We start from the raw sequence: 16,595 nt of genomic DNA, 5'->3' as shown, positions 1-16,595 counted from the left end.
GAATGAAAAAAAAGAGTTGTCTATTAAAAAATCAACTATACTTTATAGTTCCACGCGCCTGCATGTTCAGAATGCTGGTAAAAAAACTGTTAAAAACCATTTGTATTCCCAATACCAGGAAGGTAGATGATGGTATTACGAACCGGAAGGTTTGTACCGGATCTAAATTCCCGAATGATTTGCTATTCCATACCCCGATACTGTAAATGGTGAGAAACAAACCTGCCATAAAAACCAGCCCTCCCGATATTAATGCTCTTTCCAAAGAGAAAAATTTATCAAAGCTGCCTAACCACTTTTTATTATTATCCAGTCCGGCCTTAATGGCATAAATCTTCGAAAGGAAATAAAATGTAAGCACCTGAAAGCCTATTATTATCATAATAGACGAATAGAGCATTGTGTGAATGTCGAATGTTACCGACTTAATTTGCACAGGTCCCCCAAAAAGGATAGCTGTTATTATAAGTCCTGTAATGGTGAGTATTGCTCCGGGATATAAGAACAACCATTTAGGACTATACATTAAAAGGAATCGCAGATGACGCCAGCCATCCCGCCATGTTCGCAAATGCGGTGGTCTAGATCTGCCGTCGGGTTGTAACGTCGTCGGCACCTCTGAAATTTTCAAATTATTTAATGAAGATCTTACCACCATTTCCGATGCAAATTCCATCCCTGTTGAATTTAATCCGATATCCAATATGGCATTTCGGTTAAACCCCCGCAGTCCGCAATGGAAGTCACCAATCTTTATCTTGAAAAATAGTCTTCCGATAAATGACAATACGGGGTTTCCAAGATATCTGTGCAAAAAAGGCATTGCGCCTTTCATTATTCCACCCTTAAACCTATTTCCCATAACAAGGTCGTTACCTTCCCTTAATTTGGCTACGAATAAAGAGATATCTTCAAAATCATAACTATCATCAGAATCACCCATAATGATGTATTTACCTTTTGCATGTTCAATCCCTGCCCTCAATGCATTTCCATAACCTTTGTCATCAACATGTATAACGCGGGCTCCCAAATGTAGTGCCATATCAATAGAACCATCGGTACTTCCATTGTCGGCTACAAGGATCTCCGCTACCAGATTGTTATGCGCTATACCATTCTTAGCTTTCTGTATGCAGGACTTTAAAGTTTCCGCCTCATTCAGGCAAGGCATTAAGATTGTAAATTCCATGACAATTATCGTCTTAATTTATTTTTAATCTGTTATTCCTCTCTTTTCGACATATAACAAATTCAATTTCTTCTTAATCGAATAAAAAAGATTATCGGTTACAGCCAGCTCCATCGCATAGAGAAAAAGCGGTAAAGGGAGCAGCCACACGAGGCGGTCCTGGTACCTGGGATACACACCTGAAAAAGTACCACAGAACCAGGCATTAAGAAGCAACGCTGTTAATATAAAAATGATCAATAACCGGAACCTTACAGTTAACTTTCCGTATATGAAAACCAATAAAAAAAGAAAAAGACAAATCCCAACAATCAGAGTTTGAGTATGATTTATAAATTCAAAATGAAGTGTGCCATTGCTTTGCCGTGCATTCATAAACCTTAAAGCTTCATTGGGATAATAGTCTTGTATAACATTAACTACTGTTTCAAGCGGCACACCGGCTTCCCCTGTTTCAAAATGAAAGAACTGTTTACTTGTTAGTATAATGGAATTATAAACCACCGTTTTCAAATACGCCGGAGTGGTGAGTATATCCTTAATAATAGCTGAGTACTCTAATTCATTTCCCTCCCATCCTCCTGTTTTATGAATGGGGCTTTTACTTGCCCACATAAAATTATTAGGCAAAGCTTTTCTGTATTGACATAACTTATAATTTTTTCGCCCACAGTTCTCAGCCAGGTAGGTATCAACAACACCCATTTCTATAAAACTGCCCATCAGAAAAATAGGGCCGCCCCGGGAGGCTTTAAATTCGCCACTGTATTTGTAATGAACAGCCGATAAAAAAACATTGCTCACAACAACAAGAACAATGGTGAATAGCAGCCGTTTTATTTGAATGCCGGCTGCCTGATATTTATATCTTATTTGCCTGAAAGCAAAGCCTGCCAGTAACAATAATGTAAAGCTTAAGCAGATGAAGAAATGCGAATTATGCATAGCAATGCTTACAACAGTGAGTATTGATATAACAATTAACTCCGCGAGCTTTAATTTTTCGATGAATAATAACAGGCCTATGCATAAAATTGAGAGAGGCGTAAAAACATCGGGCATTAACCAGCTTGTTACAAATGAGCCGCCCATAAAAAAGGAAATCAATACAATAAAGCTCAGATAATAAGGAATATAGTTCGCCGCGGAAGTAAAGTACCGGAAATAACAATTAACAACAAAAGCAACTATCATAGCCTGTACAACCACCACAAGCCACAACGATTTATGGAGACTCATAAACATAACGAAAAGACCATATAATATAGGGCGGTCTGCCCTTACCATTCCCATATTGGCAGCTTCTATGTACATAGCCGAATCGCAGTTGAAAATAAGCGGATATCTATTATGGAATGCCATGAAACATAATACCACAGTAGCTGTAATGATAGCTAATATGTTTTTGTATGTAGGTGTTATTTGTTTATTCATTTTCGGCTATCAATTTTTAAATTAAAAGACTTTCCTGTGGAGAAGTTAAACCCTTGCCGGACTTTTGAGCACTATTCTTAAACCCGGCTTCAGACAGATAAATAAAAACCGGAACACACAATACCCAAACGATATCGCTTTGAAAATCGTTTCTGCTTCCATATAAAAGCGCACCTGCGAAAGCATACACCATGTATGCAATAAATACATACATAAATAAAGGCTGTTGCCGCGATGCTACTTTATTAAAGAAAACCAGTATAAAAACTCCTAAACAACATATAACAGAAATTATCTGAGAGTAATTCAGGTACCAGAAATCCAACCATCTGGCCATTTGCCGCGAGAGATAGGTCTCTCTCACTGAACTGTTATACCATTTATAAATAGATGTATATGTTACCGAACGCTCATGGAGCTGTGTATATTTAGCAGTTCTGATCTTAGGTATCTGTAAGAAAAAATCGATGACTGATCTTTTCACTATTTTACGCGCAAATCCGTTTTGTGAAATGATCTCAGGAACTATTTCCCTGAATGCTTTGATCTGTGCATCGGTTAAAGCTGCGTTAACAAGTCTGCTGTTCACCGTAATCAGCTTATTTAAACTGTCTTTATAAGCGCAAATACCAGGCTGCCCTTTTTCACAATGTTGATCAAGGTATTCTTTCGCCAAACCAGTATTAATTAAGCGGGGAAAAACGGAAATATGCTTATCACGGGTGATGCCAAAACCTGCCCCGAGCAGGAAATGTATCATTGAGATCAACAGCCAGGCAACAACCGCCATTACTCCTGTATGTAATACTCTTTTTCTATTTACACTGATTACATGCGGAACCTGACCTTTTCCTTTAATTAATGCTGCAACTCCATAAATTATCACAAGCAATACCAGTGTTATCAGATAAGCTACATCCATTCCGGCGCTGATGACCGTTATGGACAGGATAATCCAGTAATCGCGTTGCGTAAGGTCTTTCGCAAATAACATGAGTCCCGTACCTAATAAAGTAATACCACCAAACACACCGGGTGCGATCTTGCTTGCAGCTAATGAGCCGGTCATGCAAAAAGTTATAAAGAACAAACAGGCCAGATAAAAAAAATTGAAATAAATGTTTGCAGAGAAATAACGGAAATAATAGAATAATACAATGGAAAGAATAAGTGCCTGGCTGAAAACAACCAGCCACAAAGAACTCCCCCAACTGGCATGACTAATAAACAAGCCATACAAAACCGGTCTGTCGAAGGGAACATCCCTGGTAAAACCCGAGTTTATATAACTTCCTGTATCCTGCGTTAGTACTGGAAATTTATTATCCAACGCTACGAAACAAAGTATAACGGCTCCGATGATCACCAATAAAATATTTCTATTCATTTCTCTTAATTTATACTTTTAAACATCCTGTTCATACGAAATTTTTTGAAGCCGCTTTGTTCAGGGTCTAATGAAAAAAACATAAACGACACTTTACCAATAAGCAGGTTCTCAGGCACAAATCCCCAATACCGGGAATCTATAGAATGGTAGCGGTTATCTCCTGCCATGAAATAATAATTCATCTTAAATGTATATCGATCAGTTTCTTTATCATTTATATAGATCTTATTACCTGAAATGTTCAACAAGTTGCTTTCATACTTAGTAATAACATCAATATAAAAAGCCACATTGCTGGTATTAAGCAGGATGGTTTTGTTTTTTGCAGGTATAATAACCGGCCCATAGTTCTCCCTCGTAAATTTTACATCATAATGCGGCGGAAACAAAGCCGGCCCATTTGTACCTACCGGCATATCATCAATAGCAACAGTATCAATGAGGCTACAGTTTTTTAAAGAAACCGCGGCACTATCCGTCATTGACATATGGAAATAGCTTTTGTACCTCCATAGAAAATCCTTGTTGGTAATTCCATATTCTTTTAATGAATCGACTGGAAGATTTTCTGCTTTTGATTTAACATTGTAGGAGAATTTTGCCTCCTGAGACTCTGGTTGAATTATGCCATTTATATACCTGCAGTTATGGCTGATCTGAAGCGTATCTCCGGGTAAACCGATGCAGCGTTTAACAATATATTTTTCATTTTCCGGATGCATGAAAACGATGATATCATTACGCTTTACGCCACCCGTTCCCGGCATCCGGCGATAACTCCAACTCTCGTCCTGTGCCCATGATTGAAAGCCAAGTAAGTAAGCAGCAGCTTCCACAAAAGGCATTTCGTTTGGTTTACGTGGTAATCTTGCTCCATAACAAATCTTGTTAACCATTATAAGGTCCCCATTAAGTAAGGTACCTTCCATGCTATTCGAATCAACGCTATAGAACTCGAATACGAAAACACGCAAAACCACAATCAAAATAAAAATCAAAAGCAGGTATACGGCTTTCCTGGCAACATATCTGAGATATCTTCTCCAGGGCAAGCCAATTAGAGAGGTCCAAACCTTTCCTATAACATTTTGGAGTATCAATAGTAACTTTTTCAACGGTGGAAAAAAGGTTTATGAGTAATAATTCAGCATTTTCCTAAATCCATTCTTATTAAAAATTGTGATCTGTAACCTATCAATAAATCCAATTATGAAAATAATCAGGAATGGGGCTACAGGCATTAACACCCTGCTTCTGGTACCATCATCAATACCCCCGATTAAAGTTGTGCCTATTATGCCAGCCAGCACGAGAAAGCAAAAAAGATGTATCCATGATATTTTTTTCCGGCGTATTACCAACTGAAGTATTAATACCAACTCAATCAGAAAAAGCAGATAAAGCATATACCCGCTAATAAATAGCAGCCTGAAGTGAGTAAACGTTTCAAATTCGCTGACAATGTATTGCCAATATGTTTTGGACAGCATTGCCTCCTTTATATATGCATCTAATTGCGCTCTTGTATACCCATAATTATTTGGCGGCACTTTAGAAACCCCGGTCATATCTTCTGTAAATGGGTAAAATGCAGGAAAACTTTTGTAACACTTCTGGTACCGGTAGAAATCGTTGTTTAAATAATATACACTGTAATAATGCCCCTTGCCTTTAGCACTATCAATTGCAGCAACAAATCTTTTATCGGAAATATTTTTGTATGCGTTGCTTAAAATTATATTCGCAAAATTATTATCGTGGTTAACTGTAGATAATCCCAAAATGCCATTTTGCTTTTTGTTCAACAGGCAGTAACCAAACACCAATAAGATACTTACAATGAAACCCGCGATCTCATATTTGAAGTGTGTTCTGCCCTTTTCATAAAACAGCTTCAATATCCAGATCATGCCCAGCACCCCATATAAATAAATACAACCAGGCTTTAATAAAACAAGGTAAAGAATGAATAAGTTCAACATTATTGCCTTACCAGGACCTGGTTGCCGTATATATTCTGAAAAGAAATACAACAAGAATGTTAGTGAGGATAAAAGCAACGATTCCGGAAAAATCCCAACGTTATAATAAAGGATAGCCGGCATACAGCCATAAATAAGGGTTGCCGTGAACTGCAAATATTTTGCCTGTAACCACCTTTTGCAAAAAAGATAGAAGGGAATAATGCTGATAAAGGAAACGGTTCTCTGAAAGTAAACTATGTTATTAAAAACACTACGCTCATCTATCGCCTGAATAACCTTAATGATTATCGGATAAACAGGAGTTCTGAATGCATCTACAATGCCATTAAAAATATGCTGCGCGGCATAATAATAGGTTACAGTATCTGAATAATAGTTGATCTCAGGAACATATAAATGTTCATAAAAATTCCTGAAAGTAAAACATATCAGTAATAACCAAAACAGCGGGCTTTGCAAACAATCGGAAACAATGGTTTTCCATTTTATATATGTGCTGGTCTTTATCATTGTTTGAGCAATCCTGATTTTGTAATGATATATGATTCCTGATACGTTTCATAGTCGGTATTGATTTCACTTAACTTATGACCCGCGCCATCCGCAATATTTTCCGCAGCCAATAACCCCATAAGAATACTATGGTCCTGATTATTGTATTTGAAAGCACCATACCTGCCTATAGCCGAAAGGTTTTGTATTGAAGAAAGATATTCCTCTATTGGCTTTAAAATTTCTTTATAGCCTTTACTGTATACCGGATATGACCGGGGTATGCGATGTACATAACCACTTTCTAGCATACCCTGTTTCAATAATTGAGTCTTCAATATTTCAGTTGATGCCAGCTGAATAAAACTGCTGTCGGTGGATTTCCATATTTCATCGTCATCATTACACCAATATTCAATCGCAAGAATAGTTTTCTTTTTGTCGCCATAAAGATCTGGCACCCAGTTTCTGAAATTAGTTATTCTTCCCATTTTCAGATCCGAAGAATGAATATAGATCCAGTTGTCGGGGAAAATATCAACAGCATTGACCAGGAGGTAAACAATAACAGTATTCCTGTATTTTAATTTCTGCGCCAACGACTTAATTTCCACCGGCGCTTCCGGCAAGCGGCCCACCATTAGTGTGTAGGGCATAGATGATATAACATGGTCATATTGCCTGCCGGTACCATCTTTCAGTTCTATGCCATTTACAGCCCCATTAGAAGTGGTAACCCTGTAAACCGGCGTATTCAGATAAATGTTATTCCCTGATTCCTTTATGAACCTGGCCATCCTTTCATACACTACTCCAGTACCATCGAGCGGGTAAGCAAACTGATCAACAAGTGTTTTGTGTTTATTACCTTTTCCTTGTAAAGCGGCATTTTTAATTGCTTCATATAGTGAGAGCTTCTTGATCCGTTGGGCGGCGAAGTCAGCATCCAGCTCGGTACATTTTATTCCCCAAAGCTTTTCGGTGTACGTTTTGAAGAAGATCTCAAACAAACGTTTGCCAAATCTTCTCTGTACCCATGCTTCAAAAGATCCGTCCTGTTTCGTTGGCCTGAACTGCTCGGCCAAATAACTAAGCAAACAACGGGTTGTTTCTCCAATTCCGAGATTCCTGAGGACATTGAATATACTTAAAGGATAACTATAGAAATCATTCTTGTAATGTATGCGTGTAAGCCGGTTCACCATCTCATAATCACTACCTATCACTTCCAGCCAAAGCGCATTGACACGTTTGTCATTACTAAAAAAACGATGGGGACCAATATCTACTTTTTGGTTCCATAAGGAAAGAGTACGGGCCAGACCGCCAATGTCAGAACTTGCCTCATAGATATCTACACTCACGTTCTTTTTCACTAAAGAGTAAGCAGCTGTCATTCCTGCAGCGCCAGCCCCAATTACTGCTATTTTCATATGTAATCGTTATAATTGGGAAAGCTTGCTTATTGCAAAAGCATGATCAGTAAAGTATGTCTATATGTAGGATATATCAGGGAAGAGAACCAATACATCGATTGGGGTAAATGGGTATTGCGCGGTGGAACTGATAAATGTCATGCATACGTTTAAAGGTTGGTTGGTTAACTGTAACTATGACAAGTTTAAATAAAAAAATCACCCAACCAAATAAAGGACACAAATATTTTATTATCTAATATCAATTGATGCATTTTTTTTGTCTACAAAAATTGTACTTTCACTTTTAGTTATAGCCTTTTGTGTTACTATTGATTGCCTGAAATTCATTACCCTTATTCACTGAATTAATGAAAAAACGATTGCCCCTTATTGTTATCTTTTCCATACTTTTCTCTTATGCCAATGCACAATCTACAAGTAGGTTAACTCTTAAAGAAGCAATACATATTGCATTGGAAAACTCGCTTGACTATAAAATTGCAGTAAACAGAGCACGGTCCTCTTACTGGAATTATGAAAGCTATAAAGCGGGCTTTTTACCTAAGCTATCACTGAACGGAACTTTGCCGGATTATTACAGGACTATTAATTCAATCACTTTGCCCAATGGTCAAAATAACTTTGTAAGTCAGAACGTCGCAAACTCAGGCATTAACCTGAATCTGTCGCAGAATATAGGGCTAACTGGTGGCAACATATCAGTGGGTTCATCTCTTCGAAGAATAGATAATTTCGGAAACTTTAAAAACACTTTATATACCTCAGTTCCATTGACAATAAGCTATCGCCAAAACAATTTGTTTTATAATTATATCAAGTGGCAGAAAAAGATTGAACCATTGAGATTGAAGGAAGCACAACGGGAGTATCTTGAAAACCTGGAAGATATCTCCTATAATACTGTAAACTATTATTTCAACTTATTATTTGCAGATATTCAGCTTAAACTGGATCAACAAAACCTGAGGAATATTGATACACTTATAAAAACCACCCAGGCCCGGTTTGAAATTGGCACAGTACAACTTAATGATGTTCTTCAATCAAAAGTCAGTTTACTGAATGCAAAGAAAGCGGTTGCTAATTCTTTGCTTTCATTGCAAACCGCCCAACAAAACCTCATACGCTTTTTAAATCTTGAAAAGGTTGAAGAGTTGGAAATTGAGCTGCCTGATTCTATAACTTTTTTTGATGTAAGTCCGGCCGCTGCGTTGGAAAAAGTGAAAAGCAACAGAAAATTTATCATTGAATTTCAGCGAAGGCGGCTTGAAGCAGAACAAGCGGTCGCCGCTACTAAATCAGAAACAGGTCCATCCATAAGCCTCAACGCCAACATTGGTCTAACGCAAACAGGTAATACATTTCAGCAATCCTACTCCGACCCGCTAAGAAACCAATCAATAACTATTGGGTTCAATGTTCCCCTTGTAGATTGGGGAGTAAATAAATCTAACCGAAAACGGGCACTGGCAAATCTTGAGCTTGAGAAGAATACAATTACCCAACAACTGCTCTCTGCCGAGCAGGAAGTAAATTACCAGATCATGAAATGGAGTATGCAAAAAGAGCAAATGGAAATTTCCAAAGAAGCAAGCCATCTGTCACAACAACGTTATGACATCGCTTTACAAAAATATTCTGTAGGCAGTCTTAATTATACTGATTTTAATAATGCACAACTCGATAAAGACCGGGCCGTTACTGATTATATAAATAATTTACGCAGCTACTGGTCTTTATATTACCTGATCAGGCGATTAACGCTTTTCAATTTTGAAAGTAATAAACCGCTTCAGATTACTGATCATCTTTTTCAATAAACAGTATGATCAATTTCAACAAACCTTAAAATTATATAAGTTGCTTAAGCAGGGCTTACGACCGTACAACTTCCCATTTTGATACTATTATAATCATTGCGCTTTCCTTCTCGGGATCACCTGAAATGGTAATATATCCATCTTTTGCCTCTAACCTGATTATCTCCAGTGTTGTAGTGCCATCGGGTTTATTAATATAAACCTTATAAATTGACTGCCCAGTTGTTAGGTCGGGGCTCAAATTGCAATCAATACTTTCTATTTTCATATTAAATTTTACAGGCTCCTGATTTGGAGGGCTGCTGGCCAGACTGATCACTTTAGCTGAAGGATCAATAATAATTTCTGTATTAAAAGTGGTCTCGTTTCCGTCTTTTCCCGTTGCCTTTTCCGAGTAATATTTAATTACCTGGTCGCACTTACCACTTGCTGCGGTTTGAATATTGTTAGAAGGTTGTCCCTTAGATACTTTTGCTGATTTGCAGGCACAATTTACAATTAAGCTCAAGCATAAAATGACTGGAAGCAAGTTAGTTCTTTGTTTCATAGAAAGAAGGAGGTTTAAATACTTATCTTCAGTGTTTAAAGTACCGAATTAATCGAAGATACCACTTTTTCCCATAAGAACAGCTACAGCCATAAGTCACATACAGTAACGTATACATACTTTTCCCAGTGCCAGGTATCAGTTAAACCTTTGGACGTTTCCCTGGTTCATTTACCGCACAATAAAATTAATAGTCTCACCGACTTCATTATTAAATGTTGTGGCCTGATGCTGACATATCATCCAATAAATATCAATACCAATTGGAACCCCGATCCAGTGCAAACATAATCATATACATTAACGGTTAAATATTCACTGACTGTTTGCTTATGAAAATAAAAGCCGCCTGCCAATTTTTAGTTATGGAAAGTCTTCGACCTTAATCAATCGAAATAAAATTCTGAATGACCTGTGAAAAAATGCTTCAATGTCTATGCCTGAAAAAACGGAATCTACAGGTACAAATAATTCGCCTTTTTTATAAGCATTGAGGCAATATTCAGATGAACCAAGACAATTGGCAATTATGTACCATTTTCCGTTACCATTGTAGGAATCAGGAGGCGAAATGCTTTTTTTGTTTCCGCATCGAAATCAGGTCAGGGGGGCGAAATTTGCTCGTATATGCCACAGGTTATGATCCATTTCACTCCTGGCTTCGCTTACTGATGCCTCTACCTTCTGCCCCTTCATACGTAGTTTGTAATTACGCTTTGCGCAATCATCTGAACAGAATTTTGTTACGGTGGTCTTGGCCGTAAACATCTTTTTACAATGCAAATAAACTCTCTGTATTCTGATATTACTGCTCATTTCTTACGATTTGTGCTGGTGCGTTGAGGTATCCATTATTGCATTAGAAAGCACTAAAGAGCATCTTAGTGCAATAATTTCTCCAAAATCTTTAAATATTGTACCTCGCACCTGCTATCCGAAATTAACAGAAATCGTCCAACAAAAAAAACGCAGGAAAATTAAAGGAATCTGTTAGAATACAGTCCTGATAAGCATTACATTAAGAAAGCTGATGAAAACAAGGAAAAGTAAAAGAAAGGCCCTATTTCCCAATACAAAACTTACTAAATATATAATCCAACTGATCCTCCGTTGTGATCTCACCAGTGATCTCACCTAAATAATGCAGGCAGCGGCGGATGTCGAGCGCCACCAGGTCCCCGGGCACCTTGTTCTCGAACCCATTACGGATATCGATCAGTGATTGTAATACTTCCTGCAGGGCATGGTAATGCCGGGCATTGGTAATGATGGTATCGTCGGTTTGTATTTTGCCCTGTAGTACCAGGTCGACTAATTTCTCTTTTAATACTTCGGTATGCTGTTGGGCCTTTGCAGAAATGAATATTATACCGGGGATCGTGCTGAACTTTTCACGTAGCGAGGCCTCCGGCGCCATATCGGCTTTATTTCCGACCAGGATGTATTTCAGTTTTTTGGCGTTCAGTTCGTCAACGATGGATTGCAACCCGGCAATGGTGATCTCGTTTACATCGAACAAATAGATCACCACATCGGCCTGTTGCATTTTGGCCAGGGCTTTTTCCATGCCGATGCTTTCTATTACATCGTGCGTATGCTCGCGTATACCGGCCGTATCGATGAGGCGGAACAGGATGCCATCGATATTCAGCACTTCTTCAATGGTATCGCGGGTGGTACCGGCAATATCACTTACGATGGCACGGTTCTCGTTCAACAGGGTATTGAGCAGGGTCGATTTGCCGGCATTGGGTTTACCGATGATCGCCACGCTTACGCCATTCTTGATCACATTGCCCAGCTGAAAACTGTTGGCCAGCTGCTGGGTGGTTTGCTGCGCTTCGGCCAGCAGCTCGAATAACTGGGTGCGGTCGGCAAATTCCACGTCTTCCTGGGAGAAGTCGAGCTCCAGTTCTATGAGTGCTGAGAATTTAATGAGCCGTTCGCGCAGGTCTTTCAACCGTTCTGAAAAACCGCCGCGAATATTGTGCAGGGCCGTTTTGCGCGAGGCTTCGGTATTACTGGCAATAAGGTCGGCCACGGCTTCGGCCTGCGCCAGGTCGAGCTTGCCATTTAAAAAGGCGCGTTGGGTAAATTCGCCCGGTTTGGCCAGGCGGGCGCCCTGGTTCACGCATGCCTGTATTATTTGCTGTAAAACGAATGGCGAGCCGTGGCCTGAGATCTCTACCACATCTTCGCCCGTGTACGATTTTGGGCCTTTAAACAGCGATACAACCACTTCATCGAGCACCTTGCCATTCTCTTTCAAATAACCTACATGCAGGGTATGGGAAGCCTGTTTGGTAAGGTCTTTCGCGGGGAACAACCGGTTGATGATCCCGAATGACTGCCTGCCGCTGAGGCGGATAACGCCAATAGCGCCAATTCCCTGCGCGGTTGCCAGTGCTACAATGGTATCTTCCCAGCCGATTGATTTTCCCTGCATACAATGTATTTAAACGGCAGCAAAAGTACGAAAAGGCAACGAGTGTGTTTTTATTGATGCCGGGTTGGTAAAAGGCAGGCGAAGCGGGAAGCAAGAGGTAAGTAAAAAAACAACAATGCCACGCTTTGTAAACGTGGCACTGTTCCTTGTAACTCCCCCTTTAGGGGGTTGGGGGGTCCTACTCGTCATTCAATTTGAACCCGAGGGGCTGCTTTTTGTACGATTTTACGTTACGGCCATTTTGTACGGCGGGTGTCCATTTGCCACTTTTCTTAATTACCCGTATCGCTTCTGCGCGCAATTCTTCGGGACCGCTTAATACCACCACATTACTTACATTTCCAAACTCGTCAACAATGAACTGAACCGTTACATACCCCTGTATGCCGTTATCCTGGGCTTCCTGCGGGTAATTCAGGTTCTTGTGCAGGAACCGCTGCCAGGCTGCTGGTCCACCGGGAAACTCTGATTCAATTTGAACTGAGACAAATATGTGATCTTTGTCTTCCTCCTCCTTTTTGGGCCCTTCAATTACGCCTGTACCGGCAACATCAATAGGCGGCGCCACTATACCATCATCTTTAACACCGTCTTTGTTCATTTTTCCGATCGTAACATCTTCCAGTTCTTTGGTCTCAGGAGGCATTTCTTCAGGCTTCACTTCCTGTACGATTTTGATGGTCGTGAACTGTCGCATTTGCACCTGTACAGGCGGGGCCGGGGGCTTCGGTGGGGGTGGCGGTAGCGGCGGTTCAACAGGTTGCTCAGGTTTTACAGCAGCTAACTCAATGTCTTTCATGGCCAGCAAAGCAGGATCTACTTTTTTTCTTTTGCCGGCAAAAACAAAACCGAGCGATAGCATACAGATCACCGATAACATAACAGTGATGGATACTTTTAATCGCCGGTTGTATGAGCGTCGCAGATCATATGCGCCGTAATCTTTGTTGCGTCCTTCAAAGATAATATCGAGCACGTCTGCGGTTAGAATGGTTGAACTTTCCATGGCTATCATTTATTACTAAGATGCGGTATCAAATACTTTCCATACTATTAATGAATATTTGTTTGATCCATTTACATACGTTGTATACCGTTAGAAATAAAAAAAATCCTCCCGATACCTCGGGAGGATCCTGAATAATTTGCCGCTTGTAGAGCGCAATGGCGAGCCATTGTTCCAATTTCAGGAGGGTAACATACCTACGGCGGCTGTTATCCTTCTTTTTCAAGACGGAAAATGATCGGTTGCTTTTTAAGCGTTTTTACCTGATGACCATTTTGAATGGCTGGTGTCCATCTGCCGCTTTTCTTAATAACCCGTACGGCTTCTGCGCGTAATTCCATGGGCCCGTTGATAGCTTCTACATCACTAACATTCCCTTCCTTATCCACAATGAACTGTACCTCAACTGTACCCTCTACCTCGTTATCTATCGCTTCCTGCGAAAAGTGAAGATTTCTGTTCAGGTAGCGCTGCCAGGCAGCTGGCCCACCAGGATACTCCGAAGGAATTTCAACTTTGGTCCAGGTTCCTTCCCAGTCTTCTTCTTCCTTCTGTGGCAATGTTACCACATTACCATCGCCGGGAGGCGCCATTATGGTTCCATCATCCTCTACCCCATTGGGTACATTTTTGTTACCGATCTTTAAATTCTCCAGTGTTTCGTTGGCAGGTGGCATTTCATCGGGTTTTACCTGATCATCCTGGACAATTACTGGTGCAACAAAAATTGCCATCTTTACCTGGGCAGGCGGGGCCGGAGGCTTTACCGGTGGTGGTGGCGGCGGCTCTACTGGTCGCTGTGGCTGTTCTACGCTCGCTAACTCAATGACTTTCTCAGGGAGATCCGCATCTGTTTTTGTTTTTTTACCGGTAAAGGCAAAGCTCATAGTCACAATGCCAATCGCCGATAACATAACAGTAATGGATACGGTTAATCGTTTACTGTACGTGCGTCGCAGATCATAAGCGCCATACTCTTTGTTGCGTCCCTCAAAGATAATGTCGAGTACGTCTGCGGTTAAAATGGTTGAACTTTCCATGGCTACATTTTATAATAAGATGTAACTATTGATAGTTTCCATACTACTTATGCGGGTATTTGTTTATCAACTACACTTATATTGTACCGTTATAATAATATAAAATAAAAATCCTCCCGATGTATCGGGAGGATGTAAACTCATTCGTTAAACTGCGTTGCTTACGGTACTTTCCTGATGAACAATATTAGAATGGGTTGATCTTTTCAAGGCTATACGCTATTACTAAGATGTATCCCTTCACCCTTTTCCATAAATCCCGGGTAATTATTTGTTCACCCCTTTAAAAACAAAAAATCCTCCCCAATTTCTGGAGAGGATTTAGAATCTTTTTATTGAGATGAATTATCCTTCAGATTCGAGACGGAACACGATCGGTTGCTTCTTGTACGATTTAACCTGGCGTCCGTTTTGTACAGCTGGTGTCCATTTACCACTCTTCTTGATAACCCGTACAGCTTCTGAACGCAATTCCTGCGGTCCGCTGATGGCTTCAACATCACTCACATTACCTTCTTTGTCCACAATGAACTGTACAACTACAGCACCCTGTACTTCGTTATCGATAGCTTCCTGGGGATAGCGGAGGTTCCTGTTCAGGTAGCGCTGCCAGGCAGCTGCTCCACCGGGGTACTCCGACTCAATTTCTACCTTGGTAAAGGTTTTATCCCAGTCTTCATCGTCTTTTTTGGGTGCTTCCACAACTCCTTTTCCGGCATCTTCAACTGGCGGGGCCACAATACCCTCGTCTTTTTGACCTTCCTGGTTCATTGTACCGATCTTGGTCTCTTCCAGTTTTTCTACTTCTGGTGGTTTCTCCTCTTCTTTCACCTCTTCATCCTTTACGATCTTGGGTGGGGTGAATTTTGCCATTTCCACTTTGGGTGGTTCTGGTGGTTTTGGTGGTGGAGGTGGCGGTGGCTCCTCCTTTTTCTCTTCCTGTTTTATTTCTTCGAGCTGAACGTCCTGCACCACCACGCTCTTTGATTCTGCATTTTTTTCCAGTAAGCTGGATACCAGGTATCCAAGGAAAAGCAGAAGACAAATTGCGGCAACTGTAAGAAGCGATGTTATCAATCGCTTGTTATAGGTTTTGCGCAAGTCATAAGCACCGTAGTCCTTATTCCGGCCCTCGAAGATGATGTCAAGAACATCAGCGCTTAATATTTTATTGGCTTCCATATTAAAAAATATCTTTGTAATTAGATGCTTTGAATGCAAATTTCCATAAAGCAACTTTTATTTTATCCCCTGGCTGGCTTCGGTAGCTTTCATCAGCTGAATTTCAACATCAAAAATATCTACCATCGCATAGCGCTTAACATCATTGATGGTCATTTCATCAAGAATGTCAACGGTGTTTTTGTAGGTAGCCTCGGGGCCGGGTTTAATAACCACTACAAAATCCTGGGGATTGGTTGATTTCTTTTTATTGATGATCTCCTCACGGATCTCTTTAAAGTTGCTTGATTTGAAGTTGGAACCATCTGGTAATAACTCCCCTTCATAATAATACACCCCATCGCTTTTACCCAGCATAATGGTCAAAGCGCCAGACGCTTTTACCTTATTCTGCTCTTCAGGCTTATCCGTGTCTTTCGGCAGGAAAAGCTTCAGGGCAGTAGGCTGGCTCATGGTTGTGGTGAATATGAAGAAGGTTATCAGCAGGAATCCCAGATCCACCATTGGCGTAAGGTCAACGCGTGTAGAAAGTTTCTTCCCTTTCTTAACGCCTGGGCCTTTTTTATGTCCCCCCCCGGAGGAGGTATCCATTTCTGCCATATCGCACTTTTTTTTAAGTTAA

13 protein-coding genes are annotated in these 16,595 nt (G+C 40.3%); 1 reads left to right on the top strand and 12 read right to left on the bottom strand.

Features of this window, described 5'->3' with window-relative positions; all coding sequences use genetic code 11:
• Nucleotides 1-31: 31 nt before the first annotated feature.
• The 6 genes from A3860_RS25250 to A3860_RS25225 all read right to left on the bottom strand — a co-directional run bounded on the left by A3860_RS25250 (nucleotide 32) and on the right by A3860_RS25225 (nucleotide 7,926).
• Nucleotides 32-1,192 carry a glycosyltransferase family 2 protein gene (locus tag A3860_RS25250; protein ID WP_081151285.1) on the bottom strand — a complete coding sequence of 387 codons (1,161 nt, stop codon included), beginning with the start codon at nucleotides 1,190-1,192 and terminating at the stop codon, nucleotides 32-34.
• 24 nt (nucleotides 1,193-1,216) lie between these two features.
• A complete protein-coding gene (locus A3860_RS25245; RefSeq protein WP_081151283.1) occupies nucleotides 1,217-2,626 on the bottom strand; it encodes a hypothetical protein in 1,410 nt (469 codons plus the stop codon).
• A gap of 16 nt (nucleotides 2,627-2,642) precedes the next feature.
• A complete protein-coding gene (locus A3860_RS25240) occupies nucleotides 2,643-4,013 on the bottom strand; it encodes a hypothetical protein (protein WP_081151280.1) in 1,371 nt (456 codons plus the stop codon).
• Between the two features lie 5 nt (nucleotides 4,014-4,018).
• Nucleotides 4,019-5,131, bottom strand: coding sequence for a signal peptidase I (gene lepB / locus A3860_RS25235; RefSeq protein WP_081151277.1), 1,113 nt, complete (start codon nucleotides 5,129-5,131; stop codon nucleotides 4,019-4,021).
• A gap of 15 nt (nucleotides 5,132-5,146) precedes the next feature.
• Entirely contained in the window at nucleotides 5,147-5,797 is a 651-nt protein-coding gene (locus A3860_RS40645) for a hypothetical protein (protein WP_143774253.1), read from the bottom strand.
• A gap of 710 nt (nucleotides 5,798-6,507) precedes the next feature.
• Nucleotides 6,508-7,926: an FAD-dependent oxidoreductase gene (locus A3860_RS25225; RefSeq protein WP_081151271.1), complete on the bottom strand. Its 1,419-nt coding sequence runs from the start codon at nucleotides 7,924-7,926 to the stop codon at nucleotides 6,508-6,510.
• 353 nt (nucleotides 7,927-8,279) lie between these two features.
• On the opposite strand from A3860_RS25225, the gene A3860_RS25220 reads away from it, so the two are divergent.
• Nucleotides 8,280-9,752 (top strand): TolC family protein, encoded by a 1,473-nt coding sequence (locus A3860_RS25220; RefSeq protein ID WP_081151268.1) that lies wholly within the window; start codon nucleotides 8,280-8,282, stop codon nucleotides 9,750-9,752.
• 55 nt (nucleotides 9,753-9,807) lie between these two features.
• Here the strand turns inward: A3860_RS25220 and A3860_RS25215 are convergent, their stop codons facing one another.
• The 6 genes from A3860_RS25215 to A3860_RS25185 form a co-directional block, all read right to left on the bottom strand.
• Nucleotides 9,808-10,299 carry a hypothetical protein gene (locus A3860_RS25215; RefSeq protein ID WP_081151266.1) on the bottom strand — a complete coding sequence of 164 codons (492 nt, stop codon included), beginning with the start codon at nucleotides 10,297-10,299 and terminating at the stop codon, nucleotides 9,808-9,810.
• 1,060 nt (nucleotides 10,300-11,359) lie between these two features.
• A complete protein-coding gene (gene mnmE, locus A3860_RS25210; protein WP_081151263.1) occupies nucleotides 11,360-12,745 on the bottom strand; it encodes a tRNA uridine-5-carboxymethylaminomethyl(34) synthesis GTPase MnmE in 1,386 nt (461 codons plus the stop codon).
• Between the two features lie 178 nt (nucleotides 12,746-12,923).
• Entirely contained in the window at nucleotides 12,924-13,751 is an 828-nt protein-coding gene (locus A3860_RS25205) for an energy transducer TonB (protein ID WP_081151261.1), read from the bottom strand.
• A 209-nt stretch (nucleotides 13,752-13,960) separates the two neighbouring features.
• On the bottom strand, nucleotides 13,961-14,791 hold the full coding sequence (locus tag A3860_RS25195) for an energy transducer TonB (RefSeq protein WP_081151253.1): 831 nt from the start codon (nucleotides 14,789-14,791) through the stop codon (nucleotides 13,961-13,963).
• Between the two features lie 345 nt (nucleotides 14,792-15,136).
• Nucleotides 15,137-15,973, bottom strand: coding sequence for an energy transducer TonB (locus A3860_RS25190; RefSeq protein WP_081151250.1), 837 nt, complete (start codon nucleotides 15,971-15,973; stop codon nucleotides 15,137-15,139).
• A 57-nt stretch (nucleotides 15,974-16,030) separates the two neighbouring features.
• Nucleotides 16,031-16,573 carry an ExbD/TolR family protein gene (locus A3860_RS25185; protein WP_081151247.1) on the bottom strand — a complete coding sequence of 181 codons (543 nt, stop codon included), beginning with the start codon at nucleotides 16,571-16,573 and terminating at the stop codon, nucleotides 16,031-16,033.
• Nucleotides 16,574-16,595 lie beyond the last annotated feature (22 nt).

The organism is Niastella vici (assembly GCF_002077945.1).
Taxonomy (GTDB): domain Bacteria; phylum Bacteroidota; class Bacteroidia; order Chitinophagales; family Chitinophagaceae; genus Niastella; species Niastella vici.
The sequence above is the reverse complement of the archived record's forward strand: the minus strand, read 5'-3'. Positions and strand labels throughout refer to the sequence as shown.

Excerpts from the sequence above, each read along its gene's own strand:
- A3860_RS25240 (WP_081151280.1), bottom strand. The coding sequence starts at position 4,013 with ATGAATAGAAATATTTTATTGGTGATCATCGGAGCCGTTATACTTTGT.
- A3860_RS25220 (WP_081151268.1), top strand. The coding sequence starts at position 8,280 with ATGAAAAAACGATTGCCCCTTATTGTTATCTTTTCCATACTTTTCTCT.
- A3860_RS25250 (WP_081151285.1), bottom strand. The coding sequence starts at position 1,192 with ATGGAATTTACAATCTTAATGCCTTGCCTGAATGAGGCGGAAACTTTA.
- A3860_RS25225 (WP_081151271.1), bottom strand. The coding sequence starts at position 7,926 with ATGAAAATAGCAGTAATTGGGGCTGGCGCTGCAGGAATGACAGCTGCT.
- A3860_RS25245 (WP_081151283.1), bottom strand. The coding sequence starts at position 2,626 with ATGAATAAACAAATAACACCTACATACAAAAACATATTAGCTATCATT.
- mnmE (WP_081151263.1), bottom strand. The coding sequence starts at position 12,745 with ATGCAGGGAAAATCAATCGGCTGGGAAGATACCATTGTAGCACTGGCA.
- A3860_RS25190 (WP_081151250.1), bottom strand. The coding sequence starts at position 15,973 with ATGGAAGCCAATAAAATATTAAGCGCTGATGTTCTTGACATCATCTTC.
- A3860_RS25195 (WP_081151253.1), bottom strand. The coding sequence starts at position 14,791 with ATGGAAAGTTCAACCATTTTAACCGCAGACGTACTCGACATTATCTTT.
- A3860_RS25185 (WP_081151247.1), bottom strand. The coding sequence starts at position 16,573 with ATGGCAGAAATGGATACCTCCTCCGGGGGGGGACATAAAAAAGGCCCA.
- A3860_RS25205 (WP_081151261.1), bottom strand. The coding sequence starts at position 13,751 with ATGGAAAGTTCAACCATTCTAACCGCAGACGTGCTCGATATTATCTTT.
- A3860_RS25215 (WP_081151266.1), bottom strand. The coding sequence starts at position 10,299 with ATGAAACAAAGAACTAACTTGCTTCCAGTCATTTTATGCTTGAGCTTA.